Source organism: Pseudomonas sp. R4-15, assembly GCF_055768815.1.
In genome coordinates, this window is sequence record NZ_CM147293.1 from 2,615,090 (window position 1) to 2,634,227 (window position 19,138).

The 19,138-nt window shown below is 68.7% G+C and carries 17 protein-coding genes and 2 riboswitches; of the genes, 15 read left to right on the top strand and 2 right to left on the bottom strand.

Going from position 1 to position 19,138, the window contains the following annotated elements:
* Positions 1-4 precede the first annotated feature (4 nt).
* Both ACYRGX_RS12470 and ACYRGX_RS12475 read right to left on the bottom strand, forming a co-directional pair.
* Positions 5-706, bottom strand: a complete 702-nt coding sequence (locus ACYRGX_RS12470; RefSeq protein ID WP_473052792.1) for a CbtA family protein — start codon at positions 704-706, stop codon at positions 5-7.
* A 13-nt stretch (positions 707-719) separates the two neighbouring features.
* Positions 720-905: a CbtB domain-containing protein gene (locus ACYRGX_RS12475; RefSeq protein ID WP_473052793.1), complete on the bottom strand. Its 186-nt coding sequence runs from the start codon at positions 903-905 to the stop codon at positions 720-722.
* A gap of 89 nt (positions 906-994) precedes the next feature.
* Positions 995-1,193: riboswitch (cobalamin riboswitch) on the bottom strand.
* 66 nt (positions 1,194-1,259) lie between these two features.
* A riboswitch (cobalamin riboswitch) is annotated at positions 1,260-1,455 on the top strand.
* 137 nt (positions 1,456-1,592) lie between these two features.
* Here ACYRGX_RS12475 and cobO point away from each other — a divergent pair.
* The 15 genes from cobO (at position 1,593) to pstS (ending at position 19,111) form a co-directional block, all read left to right on the top strand.
* Positions 1,593-2,201 (top strand): cob(I)yrinic acid a,c-diamide adenosyltransferase, encoded by a 609-nt coding sequence (gene cobO / locus ACYRGX_RS12480; protein ID WP_473052794.1) that lies wholly within the window; start codon positions 1,593-1,595, stop codon positions 2,199-2,201.
* Positions 2,201-3,007, top strand: coding sequence for an ABC transporter substrate-binding protein (locus ACYRGX_RS12485; RefSeq protein ID WP_473052795.1), 807 nt, complete (start codon positions 2,201-2,203; stop codon positions 3,005-3,007). Before cobO ends, ACYRGX_RS12485 begins: the two co-directional genes overlap by 1 nt.
* Positions 3,004-4,026, top strand: coding sequence for a FecCD family ABC transporter permease (locus tag ACYRGX_RS12490; RefSeq protein WP_473052796.1), 1,023 nt, complete (start codon positions 3,004-3,006; stop codon positions 4,024-4,026). The genes ACYRGX_RS12485 and ACYRGX_RS12490 overlap by 4 nt, the downstream gene beginning before the upstream one ends.
* A complete protein-coding gene (locus tag ACYRGX_RS12495; RefSeq protein WP_473052797.1) occupies positions 4,023-4,808 on the top strand; it encodes an ABC transporter ATP-binding protein in 786 nt (261 codons plus the stop codon). Before ACYRGX_RS12490 ends, ACYRGX_RS12495 begins: the two co-directional genes overlap by 4 nt.
* Entirely contained in the window at positions 4,805-5,161 is a 357-nt protein-coding gene (locus ACYRGX_RS12500; RefSeq protein ID WP_473052798.1) for a DUF1636 family protein, read from the top strand. The genes ACYRGX_RS12495 and ACYRGX_RS12500 overlap by 4 nt, the downstream gene beginning before the upstream one ends.
* A gap of 26 nt (positions 5,162-5,187) precedes the next feature.
* Complete coding sequence (cobW, locus tag ACYRGX_RS12505; protein WP_473056683.1) at positions 5,188-6,252, top strand: cobalamin biosynthesis protein CobW; 1,065 nt, start codon at positions 5,188-5,190, stop codon at positions 6,250-6,252.
* Between the two features lies 1 nt (position 6,253).
* A complete protein-coding gene (gene cobN / locus ACYRGX_RS12510) occupies positions 6,254-10,036 on the top strand; it encodes a cobaltochelatase subunit CobN (protein WP_473052799.1) in 3,783 nt (1,260 codons plus the stop codon).
* Positions 10,033-11,031 (top strand): magnesium chelatase ATPase subunit I, encoded by a 999-nt coding sequence (locus ACYRGX_RS12515; protein ID WP_473052800.1) that lies wholly within the window; start codon positions 10,033-10,035, stop codon positions 11,029-11,031. The genes cobN and ACYRGX_RS12515 overlap by 4 nt, the downstream gene beginning before the upstream one ends.
* 125 nt (positions 11,032-11,156) lie before the next feature.
* On the top strand, positions 11,157-11,684 hold the full coding sequence (locus ACYRGX_RS12520; RefSeq protein ID WP_473052801.1) for a vWA domain-containing protein: 528 nt from the start codon (positions 11,157-11,159) through the stop codon (positions 11,682-11,684).
* Between the two features lie 281 nt (positions 11,685-11,965).
* Positions 11,966-12,706 carry a gluconate 2-dehydrogenase subunit 3 family protein gene (locus ACYRGX_RS12525; protein ID WP_473052802.1) on the top strand — a complete coding sequence of 247 codons (741 nt, stop codon included), beginning with the start codon at positions 11,966-11,968 and terminating at the stop codon, positions 12,704-12,706.
* Positions 12,707-12,711: 5 nt separating this feature from the next.
* On the top strand, positions 12,712-14,475 hold the full coding sequence (locus ACYRGX_RS12530; RefSeq protein WP_473052803.1) for a GMC family oxidoreductase: 1,764 nt from the start codon (positions 12,712-12,714) through the stop codon (positions 14,473-14,475).
* On the top strand, positions 14,472-15,698 hold the full coding sequence (locus tag ACYRGX_RS12535; RefSeq protein WP_473052804.1) for a c-type cytochrome: 1,227 nt from the start codon (positions 14,472-14,474) through the stop codon (positions 15,696-15,698). Before ACYRGX_RS12530 ends, ACYRGX_RS12535 begins: the two co-directional genes overlap by 4 nt.
* A gap of 199 nt (positions 15,699-15,897) precedes the next feature.
* Positions 15,898-16,320 (top strand): YybH family protein, encoded by a 423-nt coding sequence (locus ACYRGX_RS12540; RefSeq protein WP_473052805.1) that lies wholly within the window; start codon positions 15,898-15,900, stop codon positions 16,318-16,320.
* Entirely contained in the window at positions 16,317-17,843 is a 1,527-nt protein-coding gene (gene ilvA, locus ACYRGX_RS12545; protein WP_473052806.1) for a threonine ammonia-lyase, biosynthetic, read from the top strand. Before ACYRGX_RS12540 ends, ilvA begins: the two co-directional genes overlap by 4 nt.
* Before the next feature lie 248 nt (positions 17,844-18,091).
* Positions 18,092-19,111 carry a phosphate ABC transporter substrate-binding protein PstS gene (gene pstS, locus ACYRGX_RS12550; protein WP_473052807.1) on the top strand — a complete coding sequence of 340 codons (1,020 nt, stop codon included), beginning with the start codon at positions 18,092-18,094 and terminating at the stop codon, positions 19,109-19,111.
* Positions 19,112-19,138 lie beyond the last annotated feature (27 nt).

Here is a 19,138-nt window from a genome sequence, read left to right on the forward strand (position 1 = left end):
GGCCCTAGCCGCGCAGCGAGGCGGACTCGCGACGGAAGAACCCGGCGCACAGCCAGCCCAGGGCGGCCCAGAACAGCGCGTTGGTGACCAGCGAGGCGTAGATGAACTCCTGCGCCAGGGCTTCCGGCGCCAGGCTTTCGTGGACCTCGGGGTGCGGCGCGCCGATCAGGTGGGGCAGCGGCAACAGCAGCAGGCCCAGCAGCTTCAGCGCCCAGTGACGGGCGAACACCAGCAGCGCGAGGCCGACGGCGGTCGCGCTGGCCGCGCCGATCCACCAGTACTGACGCAATTCCAGCGCCGCGGCGGCGGTGCCGGGGACCTCCGGCGGCAGTCCGAGGGAGGGCGCCAGGCTGAACACCGCGAAGCCCGCCAGTCCCCACAGCAGTCCCTGCCAGGTGTGCGCCGGATGGCGCAGGGTGAACAGGCCGGCAAGCATCAGCGCGAAGCCAACCGCCACCACCAGGTTGGCCAGTGCGGTGAAGGCCGTACGCGAAACGCCATCCTCCGGCGCCCAGGCTTCGTGGTCATGCGAGTGAGTGGGTGTGCCTGCTTCGTGCTCATGTGCCTGCTCGGCAGGGGCGCCGGCGCTCTCGTAGGTCTCAGCCTGGAGAATCAGCGGGGTCACCCAAAAGCTCTGCAGCAGCGTCAGCAGCAGGGCCGCCAGCAAGCCCGAAAAGCCCGCGGCGCGCGCGATACGTGTGATCATCGTCGACACCCCGTCAGTGGCACGGGAACGCCGCGCTGTGGCGCGCGTCGTGGGTGGCGTTGTGCACGATCTCCAGGTGGGAGAAGCCGGCGAACCAGATCAACGCGCAGCCGAGCAGCAGGCTGCCCGCGGCAACGGCGATGCGTTGGGATAGGGGAAGGGCGGCGCTGGCGCCGTGGCTCAGGGTTGCGTTGTTCATATCGGGCCCTCTTGGGATACCAAAGGAGGGGTGCGCACGTACGGCGATGCCCAAGGCCCGCGCCGACGCATCCGCCCACCGCGGTCGTCTTGGTTGATGTATTCCAGGCCGGTCTCCGGGCTTGCAGGGCACGATGGATGCAGCCTTCCCATGCCGTGGCACAGTGGCGCAATTGCGGACCATCACCTGCTTACCGTTGCGGGGGCAGCGCCGGAATCGTGCATTCGCACTCACCGGACTTCCCGTTTCACCCCGCTCTCGCGGGACACCTGAAGCGGCGGGAAAGGTGCCAGCATGGCGGCTCGGCGTCAACGTGTCGGGGTGAAGATTGCCGGGCAGGGCGCAACCGGCTACCCTGCGCGGCGACGAACAGGTGCCCCGCGAGAGCGGGGTGAAACGGGAAGTCCGGTGACCCCGCAAGACGGGTAGTCCGGCGCAGCCCCCGCTGCTGTAAGCCTGACGTTGTCGCACGAGCCACTGAAGATGCTTCGGGAAGGCGCGGCAACGGTTGAAGGCGAGCCAGAAGACCGGCCCGTTCGCCCGCACATCAAGGTGCGCCCCGGGGTGTGGGCGAGCGCCGAAGCGCCGGTCGCATCGCGAGTGGCGCATTCGTTTTCTGTGGCCTTCGGCCGCAGCGCTCCCGTTCCGGCCGCATCGACAGACTGTCCAGGCTGCCGGAGCCCCTCCATGATCGACGAACAGAAGAAGCAGAACCACGCCGAGCGCATGAAGCGCAAGAAGGCCGTGGTGGATGCGGGCATCGAGCGCGCGCAGATCGAGCGCGGCGTCTTCGTGCTGATCACCGGCAACGGCAAGGGCAAGAGCACGTCCGGCTTCGGCACCCTCTACCGCGCCCTGGGCCACGGCCACCGCTGCGGCGTGGTGCAGTTCATCAAGGGTACCCAGGCCTCCGGCGAAGTCATCTTCCTGCAGCAGAACCTGCCCCAGGTGACCTACCACGCCATGGCCACCGGCTTCACCTGGAACACCCAGAACTGGGATGCCGACAAGGCCGCCGCCGACCAGGCGTGGGCCTGTGCCGAGGCCATGCTCGCCGACCCGGCGCTGAATCTGGTGCTGCTCGACGAGTTGACCTACATGCTCAAGTACAACTACCTGGACAGCGAGCGGGTGCTGGCGGCGATTCGCAATCGTCCGGCGCACCAGCACGTGATCGTCACCGGCCGCGCCGCACGGCCGGAGCTGGTTGAGCTGGCGGATACCGTGAGTGAAATCCGCGACGTCAAGCACGCCTTCGGCGCCGGTGTGAAAGGTCAGGCCGGCCTGGATTTCTGATGCGTCTGCTTGCGCTGCTCCTCGTGCTTTGCGCCTGCCAGGTGCAGGCCGCATTGCCGAGCCTGGTTTCCACCAATCTCTGCGCCGACCAACTGGCGCTGAGCCTGGCGGCGCCCGGACAATTGCTCTCGGTGTCCCGGCAGAGCCAGGACCCGGCCCGTTCCCGTTGGGCGCGGCAGGCACGCCAGTTGCCCGGCAACAGCGCCAGCCTGGAGGAGGTGCTGGCACTGCATCCGGACATCGTCATCGCCTCGCGGCGTTGGCTGGCGCATAACGGGGGTGAGCTGCTGCGGCGCAACGGCATTCGTGTGGTCACGCCCAGTTATCCGGTCAGTTGGCCGCAGATTCTCGCCAGCACTCGCGAGTTCGCCACGCAGATCGATCGCTCGGAGGCGGGCGAAGCGCTCGCCGAGGACGTCGAGCGGCGTTTGCAACGCCTGGGGCAGCGCGGTCACGCACCGCGGCTGTTGTACCTGCGCACCAACGGCGGCAGTGCCGGGCGCGAGACCTACGTCGACACGCTGTTCGCCGCCCTTGGCGCGCGTAACGCGCAGCGGGTGCGGGGTTGGGGAACGGTCTCCCTGGAGGCGTTGCTCGAGGACCCGCCGGACGCCTTCGTCCTTGCCGACATGCCTGGCGACCAGGGCCTGGCGCGCTCGGCCTATTCGCGCCACCCGCTGTTCCAGGCGTTGCTCGAGCAGCGGCCCGCGGTGCGCCTGCCAGGCAACCACTGGGGATGCAGTGATTGGCAACTCATCGACAGCGCCGAACAGCTCTCGGCGGCGCTGCAGGCGGTGAACCTGTGAGCCGCTGGCTGAATCCGGCCCTGCTCGTGCTGCTGGCGCTGTTGGCGCTGTTGGCGCTGGCTTCGCTGCGCGTCGGTCCGGTGCCGCTTGCCACCGGCGAGGTGGCGAGCGCGCTGCTGGCCGCGCCGGTGGAAACGGGCGACCTGTCGCGTCCCGCAGTGCGCCAGCAGTTGATCGTGCAGCAGGTGCGCCTGCCGAGGGTGCTGCTGGCGATCCTCGTCGGTCTCTCGCTGGGTTGCGCCGGCGCGGCGCTGCAGGGTCTGTTGCGCAATCCGCTGGCCGAGCCGGGGCTGCTGGGCGTCAGTTCCAGCGCCAGTCTCGGCGCGGTGCTCTGTCTCTACTACGGGCTGGCCGGGGTCAGCGCCTGGATGCTGCCGCTGACGGCGATGGGCGCGGCGGCCCTGGCCACGCTGGCGCTGTACCTGCTGGCGCGCCGACGCGGTGGCAACCTGACGCTGATCCTCGCCGGCATCGCGCTGTCCTCGCTGGCCGGCGCGGCGACCTCGCTGGCCATCAGTCTGGCACCGACGCCGAGCGACATGCAGGACATCGTGCTCTGGCTGATGGGCTCGCTGGCCGACCGCAGCTTCGCCGACCTGCGCCTGAGCACACCGTTCATTCTGCTGGGCGTCGGGCTGCTGCTGGCCTGTGGACGCGGGCTGGACGCCCTCGGCCTGGGCGAGGACGAGGCCGCCAGCCTGGGCATCAACCTGGCGCGCCTGCGCTTGCAGGTGGTGCTCGGCTGCGCGCTGTGCGTGGGCGCCAGCGTGGCGGTCAGCGGGGTGATCGGCTTCGTCGGCCTGGTGGTGCCGCACCTGTTGCGCCGCGCCGTGGGCTATCACCCGTCGCGGCTGCTGCTGGCCAGTGCGTTGGGCGGCGCCGTGCTGCTGCTCGGCGCGGACCTGTTGCTACGCCTGCTGCCCGGCGAGCGCGAGTTGATGCTCGGCGTCGTCACGGCGCTGCTGGGCGCGCCGTTCTTCCTCTTGCTGGTGCTGCGCCAGCGTGGGCTGCGCGCATGAGTCTGCTGCGACTGAGCGCCCTGGGCGTCGAGGTGGAGGGGCGGACGCTGCTCGACGGTATCGATCTGCAGGTCGCGCCAGGGGAGCTGGTCGGCCTGATCGGCCCCAACGGCGCCGGCAAGAGCACCCTGCTGCGCGCCGTGGCGCAGTTGCAGCGCTACCGCGGCGAGGTGACGCTGGGGGGCGAAAACCTCGCGGCCCTGGCGGCGACGGAGCGCGCCCGCCGGCTGGCCTACCTGGCCCAGGACGGGCAGGGCGGCTGGCCGCTGACGGTGCGTGACTACGTGGCCCTGGGGCGCATTCCCCACCGCCGGCCCTTCGGCCTGCCGGGTGCGGAAGACGCCCATGCCATCGAGCAGGCGTTGCAACGTACCGCGCTGGTCACCCTGGCCGGGCGGCGCATCGACCAGCTCTCCGGTGGCGAGCGCGCGCGGGCACGACTGGCGCGGGCACTGGCGGTGGGCGCCCACCTGCTGCTGGCCGACGAACCGGTGGCGGCCCTCGATCCTTTTCATCAGCTCAGCGTCATGGAACTGCTGCGCGCGCAATGCCGCGCCGGCCAGGCCGCGCTGGTGGTGCTGCACGACCTGACCCTGGCGAGTCGCTTCTGCGAGCGCATCCTGCTGCTCGACGGCGGTCTCCCGGTGGCCTGCGGCAGCGCACGCCAGGTGCTCACCCCGGCCAATCTGCAACGTGTCTACAAGGTCCGCGCCATGCTCGGCGAGCACGAGGAGCAGCGCTTCGTGCTGCCCTGGGCGCTGCACCCGGAGTCTTCCCGATGAGCGTCACCCTGATCGTCTGTGAAACCTGCGGCGGCACCGCCGAGGGCGATACCCCACGGCGCGGGGAGCGCTTTGCCAACGAGCTGGAACGCCAGCTCGGCGATGCGCCGCTGCAGCTGCAACGCACCCGTTGCCTGATGGCCTGCGAGCGGCATTGCAGCGCCGCGCTGCGGGCCCCCGGCAAGATCACCTATGTGTTCGGCGGCTTCGAGCCGGAGGCCGAGGCGGCCGCCGCATTGCTCGACTACGCCACCCACTATGCCGACAGCGAGACCGGCCAGGTGCCGTTCCGCCAGTGGCCCGCCGGTATCCGCGGCAAGTTCGTCGCGCGCATTCCGGCGCTCGAATCCTGATTTTTCCTTTAGCGACCAAGGTACCGATCATGACCCCCGCCAAGATTCCCGTCACCATCGTCACCGGCTTCCTCGGCAGCGGCAAAACCACGCTGCTGCGCCACCTGCTGGAGAACGCCGGCGCCCGGCGCATCGCGGTGATCGTCAACGAGTTCGGCGAGCTGGGCATCGACGGCGAGATCCTGCGCGGCTGCGGCATCGGCTGCGAGGAAGACGGCGGCGAAGCGGCCGGCCAGCTCTACGAGCTGTCCAACGGCTGCCTGTGCTGCACCGTGCAGGAGGAATTCCAGCCGGTGATGCGCGAGCTGATCGCCCGTCGCGAGCAGATCGACCACATCCTCATCGAAACCAGCGGCCTGGCACTGCCCAAACCGCTGGTACAGGCCTTCGGCTGGCCGGAGATCAAGAACGCCTGCACCGTGGACGCGGTGGTCACCCTGGTCGACGTGCCGGCCGCTGCCGCCGGCCAGTTCGCCGCCAACCCGCAGGCGGTGGACGCCCAGCGCAAGGCCGACCCGAACCTGGACCACGAATCGCCGCTGCACGAACTGTTCGAGGACCAGCTGATGGCCGCTGACCTCGTGGTGCTGAGCAAGACCGACCAAGCCGACGCCGCCGCCATCGAGCAGGTGCAGGCGCTGGTGCGCGAGGAAATCCCGGCCGGGGTCAAGGTCATCGCCAGCCAGCAGGGCCGCCTCGATCCCGAGCTGGTGCTGGGCCTGGGCAGCGCCTCGGAGGAGACCATCCACCTGCGCCAGGGCCACCATGAGCACGCGCCTGGCGAAGAGCACGACCACGAGGACTTCGACTCCTTCTCGGTGGACCTGCCGGAAGTGGCGCGCGAGGCGCTGGTCGAGGCCCTGCAGGCGCTGGTCGAACGCCACGAGATCTACCGCATCAAGGGCTTCGTCGCGGTGCCCGGCAAGCCCATGCGCCTGGTGGTACACGGCGTCGGCCGGCGCTTCGACAGCTACTTCGACCGGCGCTGGAACGAAGCCGAAGCCCGCGCCACGCGGCTGGTGGTGATCGGCCACGCGCTGGACCAGGCGGCCATCGCCGGCGAACTGCGGGCCGCCCTGCGGAGCGCCTGAGATGCACATGCTTTCCGCCCTGCCGGGTGGCTACGTCGATGAGAGCGGGGCGAACATCATTCGCCTCGACCAGCAGCCGGCCGAGATCGTCGTGCTCAGCGCCGCGGACACCACCCTGGCGCTGCTCGCCGCGGCGCACCCGCGCCAGGCGGATGCCGCGGCGGACTACCCCGAGGTGTGTCTGGCCAACCTGCAGCACCTGCGTCAGCCGGCTTCCATCGACCTGTACCTGGACGAGGTATTGCAGCACGCGAAGGTGATCGTCATCGACCACCTGGGCGGGGAGAGCTACTGGCCGTACGGCACCGAGCAGGTGGAGACGCTGTGCCGGCGGCGCGGCATCGTCCTGGCGATGTTCTCCGGCGACATGGCCGAAGACCCCAACCTGACGCGTCTGAGCACCGCCAGCGCGCAGGACTGCCACAGCCTCTGGCGCTATCTGCGCGAAGGCGGGCGGGACAACGCCGAGCAGTTCTACCGCTACCTGGGCGAACGCTTCTTCGGTCACACCCAGCGCGCCCGGCCGCCGCGTCCGCTGCCACCGTTCGCGGTGTTCCACCCGCGCCTGGGCAGCGCCACCGAAGAAGACTGGGCCGCCGACTGGCAGCCCGGTGCGCCGGTGGTGGCGCTGCTGTTCTATCGCGCGCATCTGCAGGCCGGTAACACGCGGGTGTTCGCCCAGCTCTGCGCGGCGTTGCAGGCGCAGGGGCTGAACCCGCTGCCGGTGGCGCTGCTGTCGCTCAAGGACAGCCTTTGCCTCGCCGCCCTGCGCGCGCTGTGCGAGCGTCACGCGGTGGCGCTGCTGCTCAACACCACGGCGTTTGCCCACAGCGCCTTCGACGATCCCGGCGACCATGCGCTGGTCGGCGATCGCCCGGTGCTGCAGGTGATTCTCTCCGGTGGCAACCGCGAAGCCTGGGCTGCCGATCCGCACGGCCTGGCACCGCGCGATATGGCCATGCAGGTGGCGCTGCCGGAAGTCGACGGCCGCATCATCTCCCGCGCGGTGAGCTTCAAGGGGCTGGCGCAGCGTTGTCCGCTGACCCAGTGCGACGTGGTCGAGTACCAGGCCGAAGCGGGGCGCATCGACTTCGTTGCCGAGCTGGCCCGGCGCTGGGCCACGCTGCGCGGCAAGGCCAATGGCGACAAGCGCCTGGCGCTGATCCTCGCCAACTACCCGACCCGCGAAGGGCGCCTTGGCAATGGCGTCGGCCTGGACACCCCGGCCTCGGTGATCGGCATCCTTGAGCATCTCGCCGGCCAGGGCTACGCGGTGAGCGATGTGCCGGCCGACGGCGATGCGCTGATGGCCGAGCTCAAGCGCGGCATCACCAACGATGCCGACCACTGGGCCGTGCGTCCGGCGCGGCAGAGCCTGGCGCTGGCCGACTACCTGACGTTCTTCGCCGGCCTGCCGGCGGCCAACCGCGAGGCCATCGTCGCGCGCTGGGGTGCCCCCGAAGCCGACCCGATGCTGCGCAGAGGCCGCTTCATGATCGCCGGCCTGCGGCTGGGCTCGGTGTTCGTCGGCATCCAGCCGGCGCGCGGCTACCAGCTCGACGAGATGGCCAACTACCACGACCCGGACCTGGTGCCGCCGCACCACTACCTGGCGTATTACTGCTGGTTGCGCCGCTATTGGGCCTGCGATGCGGTGGTCCACGTGGGCAAGCACGGCAACCTGGAATGGCTGCCGGGCAAGAGCGTGGCACTCTCGGAAACCTGCTGGCCGGACCTGATCTTCGGTGCGCTGCCGCACCTGTACCCGTTCATCGTCAATGACCCGGGCGAGGGCACCCAGGCCAAGCGCCGCGCTCAGGCGGTGATCATCGACCACCTGATGCCGCCGCTGACCCGCGCCGAAAGCTACGGCGTGACCCGCGATCTGGAACGCTTGATCGACGAATTCTACGAGGCCCTGACCCTCGACCCGCGGCGTGCCGGGCTGCTGCGCAAGCAGATCCTCGCGCTGATCCTCGACAACCAGCTGCACGCCGACCTGGGCCTGCCACCGCCGTCCGACGAGGAGGGCGAGCAGGCGCTGCTCAACCGCACCGACACCTACCTCTGCGAGCTGAAGGAAAGCCAGATCCGCGACGGCCTGCATGTCTTCGGCGTGTCGCCCAGTGAGCGCCTGGAGCGCGACACCCTGCTGGCGCTGGCGCGCCTGGGCGTGGCAGACGGCCAGGGGCGTAACAGCGGGCTGCTGCGCGCGCTGGCCCGTGACCTGCTGCCGGAGGATGCCTTCGACCCGCTCGCTGCCGACTGGGGCGAGCCCTGGCAGGGCAGCCGTCCGGCGCTGCTGGCGGCGCAGGACGCACAGCCCTGGCGCACCCTGGGCGACACCCGCGAGCGCCTCGAATTGCTGGCGCTGGCGCTGCTCGACGGCAGCCAGCCGGCCGATCCCGCCTGGCAACACGCCGCCGCCGTGCTGCAGCGCGTTCAGGACGAACTGCGTCCGGCGCTGGCCGCCTGTGGCGAGCAGGAACTGCGTCTGCTCGCCCAGGGCCTGGGCGGACGCTTCGTGCCGCCGGGGCCCAGCGGTGCGCCGAGCCGGGGTCGCCCCGACGTGCTGCCCACCGGGCGCAACTTCTACTCGGTGGACACCCGCACCATTCCCACGCCGACCGCCTGGGCGCTGGGCGAGAAATCCGCCGAGCTGCTGGTCGAGCGCTACATGCAGGACCACGGCGACTACCCCGACAGCCTGGGGCTGTCGGTGTGGGGCACCGCGACCATGCGCACCGGCGGCGACGACATCGCCCAGGCCTTCGCGCTAATCGGCGTGCGTCCGCTGTGGGCCGAGGGCAGCCATCGGGTGACCGACTTCGAAGTATTGCCGGTGCGTCGCCTGGGCCGCCCGCGGGTGGACGTGACGCTGCGGGTTTCCGGGTTCTTCCGCGACGCCTTCGCCGGGGTCATGCAGATGTTCGACGTGGCCGTGCAGAAGGTCGCCGAGCAGCAGGACGAGCCAGCCGATCTCAACCCGATCCGTGCGCGCATCCTGCGCGAGGCCGCCGAGCTGCAGGGCAGCGGGCTGACCGCCGAGGAAGCCCGACGGCGCGCCGGATTGCGTGTGTTCGGCGCCAAGCCGGGCGCCTATGGCGCCGGCCTGCAGGGGCTGATGGAGGCGCGCAACTGGGAGGACGACGCCGACCTGGCGCGCGCCTATCTGAACTGGGGCGGTTTCGCCTACGGTCAGGGCGTGTACGGCGAGGCGCGGCCGGACGTGTTTGCCCAGCGCCTGGCCGGCGTGCAGGCGGTGGTGCAGAACCAGGACAATCGCGAGCATGACCTGCTCGATTCCGACGACTACTACCAGTTCCAGGGCGGCATGACCGCCGCCGTGCGCCATCTCTCCGGGCAGCAGCCAGCAACGCTGTTCGGCGATCACAGCAATCCCGAAGTCCCGCGCGTACGCAGCCTGGGCGAGGAAATCAGCCGCGTGATGCGCTCGCGGGTGAGTAATCCGAAATGGCTCGCCGGGGTGATGCGCCACGGCTACAAGGGCGCCTTCGAGATGAGCGCCACGGTGGACTACCTGTTCGCCTTCGACGCCACCGCTCGGGTGGTGCGCGACGACCAGTATGCCGCCGTCACCGATGCCTTCCTGGAGAATCCCGAGGCCCGCGAATTCCTCGAACGGCACAACCCCGATGCGCTGCGCGATATCGCCGAGCGTTTGCTGGAAGCCACCCAGCGTGGTCTCTGGCGCGAGCCGGGCGAGTATCGCAAACGCCTGGAAGACCACCTGCTGGCCGCCGAGCGGCACTTGGAGGAATGACAGTGAGTCCCGTGCAATTCCCGTTTTCCGCCCTGCACGGCCAGCCGCGCCTGCGCCTGGCGCTGTTGCTGGCGGCCATCGACCCGCAGATAGGCGGCGTACTCATCGAAGGCCCGCGCGGCAGCGCCAAGTCCACCAGTGCTCGCGCTTTGGCCGAATTGCTGCCGGGCCAGCGTTTCGTCGACCTGCCGCTGGGCACCAGCGAGGAGCAGTTGGTCGGCTCGCTGGACGTGGAAGCCGCGCTGCAGCGCGGCGAGGTGGCGTTCCGCCCAGGGCTATTGGCGCGCGCCGACGGTGGCGTGCTCTACGTCGACGAGGTGAACCTGCTCGCCGATCCGTTGGTGGACCTCTTGCTGGACGTCTGCGCCAGTGGCGTCAACCGTATCGAGCGTGACGGCATTTCCCACCAGCATGCCGCGCGCATCGCCCTGGTCGGCACGATGAACCCGGAGGAGGGCGAGCTGCGCCCGCAGTTGCTCGATCGCTTCGGCCTGTTCGTGCGTCTGGAGTCGTCCATCGACCCGGTCACCCGCGAGGCCATCGTGCGCACCCGGCTGGCCTTCGATCGCGATCCCCAGGGCTTTGTCGCTCGCCAGGCCGCGGTGCAGACGGCATTGAAGGCGCGTCTGGAGGCGGCGCGCCAGGCGGTCGCCACGCTGGACTTCGGTGACGCCCTGCATACCGAGGTCGCGCGCCTGTGCCATGCCGCGCAGGTGGAGGGCGTGCGTGGCGACCTGACCCTGCTACGCGCCGCTGCCGCCCATGCGGCCTGGCGCGGTGCGCCCGAGATTGGCACGGAAGATCTCGCGGCGGTCGCCGAACTGGTGCTGGCGCATCGACGCAAGGCGCCGCCCGAGCCGCCAGCACAGCAGACCCCGCCGGATAGCGGCGCCACCCCTGCGCCGGCGCAGGGCGAGGATTGGGGCGAACTGCCGCCACAGGCAGCGCCTACCGAAGCCCTGCGCGAGGTGGGGGCGCTGTCGGCAAAAAAGTAAGCGGGCCGCTGGCCGGTCAGCTTGCCCCCGCGGCGCACACGGCCGGAAGAGGGCTGCGACGCGGCGAGCGGCCCGGCCCGCGCATCCATTGGCCGCGTACCCTGTTGGCCAAGGGGCCGGCCACGTTGCTTGGCAAACACCTACGTTGGCAGCGAGAGACGCCGGGTGGCGCCGCGCTGCACTGTCTGCTGCTCGATTGCTCGGCCTCGATGCTGCGCAGACGTCAGTTGTCCCTGGCCAAGGCCTTGCTGCAACACTGGAGCGCCCAACTCTATCGGCGGCGCAGCGAATTGCTGGTGATCGGCTTTTCCGGGCGTGGCGCACGGGTGTTGTTCGGTCCGGCCCCGGCAAAGCCGTTCAACGAGGCCTGGATCGCGCCCATCGGCGGCGGCGGAGCGACTCCACTGGGCGACGCGGTGGCGCTCTGCGGCCGTTTGATTGCGCAGGCGCGCCGCCGTCGACCGGGGCTTGCGGTCGGCCTGTGGCTGCTCAGCGACGGTCGTTTCGAGGAGTTGCCGGCTGCCCCTCCGGCCGATGCACTGACCCTGGTGGACTTCGGCGATCCCCGCTTGCCGGTCGGTCGCCTGGCGCGCCTGGCGACGCTGTGGCAGGCGCCGCGAATCGCTGCGGAAGCTTTCGCAAAATCCCGTTGAACAACGCTCGCCGCTTCGTTGTCGGAAACTCTGGAAGGCATCTATTGCGATATTTGCAAGAGTTTATTGCGTCAAATTGTCGCAGCATGTTGCGGTAGCATGCTCAAGCAAGTTTCAGGCGGCAGGCGTCTGGTTCCAGCCGGATAATCATTAAAACCTTCCACCGGCTCAGGCGTTAGTGCCCGTCAGGATGTCCGTGCATCCGCGTCCACCTTCGGGGGACTTTTATCCGTGACCTGAACGTGAGCCGCGCGTCCCGCGCAGGCTCGTGAGGAGTCGACATGTCCGAAGAAAAATCACAGGGACTGAGCCGGCGCAACCTGCTCGCGGCGTCCGCGGCCACCCTGGCTGCTGGCGTGGCGGTTGGCGCGCGTGCCGCGACAGTGAGTGGCGTACCACGCTGGCTGCCCTTCGACCACAACGGCCCGCTGCACTACGCGTCCGAGGGCTGGCAGTTCTTCACCGACGAGGAGGCGCGCGAGGTCGAGGCCATCGTCGAGCGCCTGATCCCCGCCGATGACCTTTCGCCGAGCGGCAAGGATGCGGGCTGCGCGGTGTTCATCGACCGCCAGATGATGACCCAGTACGGCACCTTCGCGCGGCTCTACCAGCAGGGGCCCTTCGTCCCGGGCGTCGAGCCCGCGTCGCCGCTGGTGCCCCGTGACCGCTACCGCACCGGCCTCGCCGAACTGGGCAAGTACTGCCAGGCGACCTTCAAGAAGCGCTTCAGCGAGCTGGACGACGCCCAGCGAGACCAGGTGCTCAAGGGCCTGGAGAGCGGTGAGATCGCGTTCGAGGGCATCGAATCCAAGGCGTTCTTCGAGCAGGTGTTGAAGAACACCATGGAAGGCTTCTTCGCCGACCCGATCTACGGCGGCAACCGCGACATGGTGAGCTGGAAGATGCTCGGCTTCCCCGGCGCGCGTTACGACTACCGCCCCTACATCGCCCGGCACAACGAGAAGCTGGACCTGATCCCGCTGTCGATCGTCGGCAGCTCGGCATGGAATCGCAAAGGATGAGTGGCATGGCCAAGAAACTCCCCGCTACCGACGTAGCCGTGGTCGGGCTCGGCTGGGCCGGCTCGATCATCGCCAAGGAACTCGCCGACGAAGGCCTGCGCGTGGTCGGCTTCGAACGTGGCCCCTGGCGCGACACCGCATCGGACTTCAACGTCGCTTCGGCCGCCGATGAACTGCGCTACCCGCAGCGTCAGGAGCTGATGCTGCAGACTCGGCAGAACACCTGCACGATGCGCAACAACCCGAGCCAGACGGCTCTGCCGATGCGCACCTGGGGTTCCTTCCACCCCGGCAACGGTACCGGCGGCGCCGGTAACCACTGGGCCGGTATCACCTTCCGCTTCCAGCCCGAGGAATTTCGCCTGCGCAGCCACCTGGTCGAGCGCTATGGCGAACAGGCCATCGAGGGCCTGAGCCTGCAGGACTGGGGCACCACCTGGGAGGAAATGGAGCCGCACTACGACGCCTTCGAGCGCGTGGCGGGCGTTTCCGGTCAGGCGGGCAACATAGGCGGCAAGATCGTCGAGGGGGGCAACCCGTTCGAAGGCGCGCGGGCGCGCGATTATCCGAATCCGCCGACCCAGCAGACCTTCGCCCCTACGCTGTTCGCCGAGGCGGCGCGCAACATGGGCTACAACCCGTTCCCGGTACCGTCGGCGCTGGCCTCCCAGGGCTACACGAACCAGTACGGGGTGACCATGGGACCCTGCACCTTCTGCGGCTTCTGCACCAACTACGGTTGCGCCAACTATTCCAAGGCCAGCGCCATCGTCAACGTGCTGCCGGCGCTGGTGCGCATGCCCAACTTCACCGCGCGCACCCATTGCGAAGTGCTCGAGGTAACCAAGGACAGCACCGGCAAGCGTGCCACTGGGATCATCTACGTGGACGAGAACGGCGAGAAGTGGGAGCAGCCGGCGGACATCGTGGTGGTCGCCGCCTTCACCTTCGAGAACGTGCGTCTGATGCTGCTTTCGGGCATTGGCGAGCCCTACGACCCGCTCACCAACCGCGGCACCACCGGGCGTAACTACGCCTACCAGACCGCGAATAACGTGAAGCTGTTCTTCGACGACAAGAACTTCAACCCGTTCATCGGCGGCGGTGCCATCGGCATGGGCATCGACGAGTTCAACAACGACAACTTCGACCACTCCGGCCTTGGTTTCGTCGGCGGCGGAAGCACCCGCGTGACGCCCATCGGCGCCGCGCCGATCAGCTCGCGCCCGGTACCGCCGGGGACCCCCAAGTGGGGCTCGGAATGGAAGAAGGCAACGGTGCAGTACTACGCCAACAGCATGTCCATCGGTTGCGAGGCGAGCAACTACAGCGCGCCCACCAACTACCTGTCGCTGGACCCGAACTACACCGACCCCCATGGCCGGCCGCTGCTACGCATCACCTTCGACTTCACCGACAACGACCTGCGCATGGCGCAGTACGTGACCGAGCGCACCGCAGAGATCGCCCGCGCGCTGAACCCGAAGCTGATGTTCGCCAACCCGCGCAAGGGCCCGTGGGACAACACCTCCTACCAGTCCTCCCACGTGGTCGGCGGCTTCGTCATGGGTGCCGACCCTGCCACCAGCTCGGTGAACAAGCACCTGCAGGTGTGGGGCGTGCCCAACCTGTTCGTGGTGGGCGCCTCGGCGTTTCCGCAGAACCCCGGTTACAACCCCACCGGTACCGTCGGCGCGCTGGCCTTCAAGGCCGCCCATGCGATTCGCACCCTCTACCTCAAACGTCCCGGGGAGATGATCAGCGTATGAAAGCTCTAGTCTCCCTCGGTTGCGGCCTGCTCGCCGCGGCCAGCCTGGCTGCGCATGCGCAGACCGGCGCGGACTCCTACCAGATGGTGCAAAAGGGCAAGTACATCGCCACCCTTGGCGATTGCACGGCGTGCCATACGCTGCCCGGCAAGCCGTTGTTCTCCGGTGGCGTGGCGATCGAGACGCCGTTCGGCAAGCTGCTCGGCGCGAACATCACGCCCGACCCGCAGACCGGCATCGGTCGCTGGACCTTCGAGGACTTCGACAATGCCATGCGCCGCGGTCACGGGCGTGACGGCGAGCGCCTCTACCCGGCGATGCCCTACAACGACTACACCAAGGTCAGTCGCGAGGACATCCAGGCGCTTTGGGCCTACCTGCAGGCGCAGCAGCCGGTGAACCATCCGGTGCAGACCAACCAGCTGCCGTTTCCCTTCAACGTGCGCCTGTCGATGCTCGCCTGGAATTGGCTCAACTTCGAGGAAGGCGAGTACGAGCCCGATCCGGACAAGGACGCCCAGTGGAATCGCGGCGCCTACCTGGTGCAGGGGCTCGGTCACTGCGGCAGTTGCCATACGCCGCGCAACCTCACCGGCGGCGCCAAGAGCGGCGAATACCTGGCCGGCGGCGACCTGCAGGGCTGGTTCGCGCCCAAGCTCACCGGTGACGCCCACAGCGGCATTGGTGCCTGGAGCACCGACGACCTGGTGCAGTACCTGAAGACCGGTGCCAACCGCTACGACATCGCCTCCGGACCGATGGGCGAAGCCGTCGAGCATTCCACCCAGCACTGGAAGGACGAGGACCTGATGGCCGTGGCCGTCTACCTCAAGAGCCTGGGTGGCGACGAGTCGAAACCCGAACCGGTGGCGGCGGACGAGCCGGCGATGGTCAGCGGGCGCGCCATCTACGAGGACCGTTGTTCGGCCTGCCACACGCCTAACGGCGAGGGCGTGCCGACGCTGTTCCCGAAACTGGCGCAGGCACCGTTGGCCAATGCGGCCGACGCGGTATCGATGATCCGCGTAGTACTCGCCGGCAACCGCGCCGGCAGCACCGATGCGGCGCCGACCGCCCCGGCGATGCCGGCGTTCGCCTGGAACCTCTCGGACCAGAACGTCGCCGACGTGCTCACCTACGTGCGTAACAGCTGGGGCAATGCCGCCAGCGCGGTGACCGCCGACCAGGTGAAGGCGCAGCGCGAGGCGATGCAGGGCGAATGAGCCCCGCCGTTTCGCTTGACGGCCGCGTAAGTCATGGCGTAGCTTGCTTCGCCATGACTTACGCATTCCTCGACCTCGGCCTGATTATTACCGCCATTACCTAGATGGCGGGTTTGCCGATGTCCACGAGAACCCGCCCTGGAGGCGGGTTCTTTCTTCTGGTCTCCAGGGCACGTGAAAAAGCCACAAGGAGACCGCTATGCCCTCATCCCGCCTCGTCGAGGTCGTCGAGCGAGCCGACCGCCTGATCAATGCCCGGCGTTTCGACGAACTCATGGATTTCTACTGTGAAGACGCCACGCTGGTCGTGCGTCCCGGCCAGAATGCCTGCGGCCGTGACGCCATTCGCCGCGCCTTCGACGCCATCGACGAGTACTTCCTCGGTCGTCTCAAGGTCCGCCAGAGCGCCCTGCAGGTGGTCGAGGCCGGCGACACCGCGCTGGTGCTGGCGCGCGCCGCCATCGCCGGCGAGAGCCGCCAGGGGCCTCGCGTCGAGCTGCGCAAGGCGACCTACGTGTTCCGCCGCGAGGCGGATGCGCAGTGGCGCTGCCTGGTCGACAACTCCTATGGCGTCGAACTGCTCGACACCCTGCCGATGAGCGCCATGGCGGTGACCCGATGAGCACTGATCTGCTGGGCCGCTACGCCCGCGCCATCCTCACCTCCAAGGTCTACGAGATCGCCGAACAGACCCCGCTGCAGCCCGCCCGCCAGCTCTCCGAGCGCCTGGACAACCGCGTGCTGCTCAAGCGCGAGGACCTGCAGCCGGTGTTCTCCTTCAAGATCCGCGGCGCCTACAACCGCCTGGCGCAGCTCTCCGCCGAGGAACGCGCGCGCGGCGTGGTCACCGCCTCGGCCGGCAACCACGCCCAGGGCGTGGCACTGGCGGCCAAGCAGATGGGCGTGGCGGCGACCATCGTCATGCCGCGCACCACCCCGGAGCTGAAGGTGCAGGGCGTGCGCGCCCGCGGCGGCAAGGTGGTGTTGCATGGCGATGCCTTTCCCGAGGCGCTGGCGCATTCGCTGAAGCTGGTGGAGGAGAGGGGCTACGTCTACGTCCATCCCTACGACGACCCCCACGTGATCGCCGGGCAGGGCACCGTGGCGATGGAAATCCTGCGCCAGCAGCAGGGGCCGCTGGACGCCATCTTCGTGCCGGTCGGCGGCGGCGGACTGATCGCCGGCATCGCCGCCTACGTGAAGTACCTGCGCCCGGAGGTGAAGGTCATCGGCGTCGAGCCGGACGATTCCAACTGCCTGCAGCAGGCGCTGGCCGCCGGCGAGCGGGTGGTGCTGCCGCAGGTCGGGCTGTTCGCCGATGGCGTGGCGGTGGCGCAGATCGGCGCGCACACCTTCGAGATCTGCCGTGAGCACGTCGACGAGGTGGTCACCGTCAGCAGCGACGAGATCTGCGCGGCGATCAAGGACATCTACGACGACACCCGCTCGATCACCGAGCCGGCCGGTGCCCTTGCGGTGGCCGGGATCAAGAAGTACGTGGCCCGCGAAGGCGTCAGCGGCCAGACCCTGGTGGCCATCGATTCGGGCGCCAACATCAACTTCGACCGCCTGCGCCACGTCGCCGAGCGCGCCGAGCTGGGCGAGCAGCGCGAGGCGATCATCGCGGTGACCATCCCCGAGCGACCGGGCAGCTTCAAGGCCTTCTGCGAGGCGCTGGGCAAGCGGCAGATCACCGAGTTCAACTACCGCTACCATGGCGAGGGCGAGGCGCACATCTTCGTCGGCGTGCAGACCCACCCGCAGAACGACCCGCGCCAGGCGCTGGTGCAGAACCTGCGCGAGCAGGGCTTCCCGGTGCTCGACCTGACCGACAACGAACTGGCCAAGCTGCACATCCGACACACCGTGGGCGGGCATGCCGAGGCGGTGAGCCACGAGCGGGTGCTGCGCTTCGAATTCCCCGAGCGCCCCGGCGCGCTGTTCAACTTCCTCAACAAGCTCGGCGGGCGCTGGAACATCAGCCTCTTCCACTACCGCAACCACGGCGCCGCCGATGGTCGCGTGCTGGCCGCGCTGCAGGTGCCGGAAGAGGAACTGGCGCAGTTGCCCAAGGCGCTGGAAGCCATCGGCTATCCCTGGTGGGACGAGACCGAGAACCCGGCCTACCAGTTGTTCATGGGCTGAGGCCGACGGGGTTGCACTGAACGCTGGCTGAATGGATGCGTCGTGCTCAGCGTTGCGAGCAGCACCTGTCACACCTGCCGGGTAACCCTGCAGCCTTCGCAGGGTCGGCCCTGCGGTCGTCCGGCGCGCTTCGGCGTACGGAAAACTTTTGCAATCATTGTCATGAAAGAGTCACTTTCGGGGCATTGAATCGTCACGGGGCGCGGCCAACGCCGTGCCGGACACTTTCTCCCCAATGAGGTGATCTCGTGACGCTGCCGACCCGAAACCGTCTTTCCCTGCTGTTCGCCGCGCTCTGCCTGAGCGGCGCCGCCCAGGCCACCGATGTCACCGGTGCGGGCTCCAGCTTCGTCTACCCGGTGCTCTCGCGCTGGTCCCAGGATTACAGCAAGGCGAGCGACAACCACATCAACTACCAGTCGATCGGCTCCGGCGGCGGCATCGCGCAGATCAAGGCCGCGACCGTGGACTTCGGCGCCTCCGATGCACCGCTGTCGGCAGACGACCTGAAGGCGGGCGGGCTCGGCCAGTTCCCCAGCGTCATCGGCGGGATCGTCCCGGTGATGAACATCGAGGGCGTCGCCCCCGGCGCGCTGCGCCTGGACGGTGAGACCCTGGCGAAGATCTTCATGGGCCAGATCACCACCTGGAACGATCCGGCGATCGCAGCGCTCAACCCCGATCTCAAGCTGCCCTCGGCGAACATCACCGTGGTGCATCGCTCCGACGGTTCGGGGACCTCCTACAACTTCACCAACTACCTGTCGAAGGTCTCTTCCGCCTGGAAGGACAAGATCGGCTTCGGCACCACCGTGCCTTGGCCGGTAGGCGTCGGCGGCAAGGGCAACGAGGGCGTGGCGACCTACGTCAAGCAGATCGGCAACTCGATCGGTTACGTCGAATACGCCTATGCGCTGCAGAACAAGATGGCCCACGCGCAGCTGGAAAACGCCGCTGGCAAGTTCGTCCAGCCTGGCGCCGAGAGCTTCCAGGCCGCCGCGGACACCGCCGACTGGAGCCACGCCCAGGACTTCAACCTGATCATGACCAACGCCCCGGGTGCCGGTGCCTGGCCGATCACCGCGACCACCTGGATCATCATGTACAAGCAGCCGAAGAACGCCGAGCAGAGCCGCGCGGCCTTCGACTTCTTCAAATGGTCCCTGGAGCACGGCCAGCAGCAGGCCGCCGCACTGGACTACGTGGCGCTGCCGAGCTCGCTGGTGAGCCGCATCGAAGGCTACTGGAAGTCCGACTTCGCCCGTTGATCAGAGTCGGGCGAGCCGTCTGCCGGC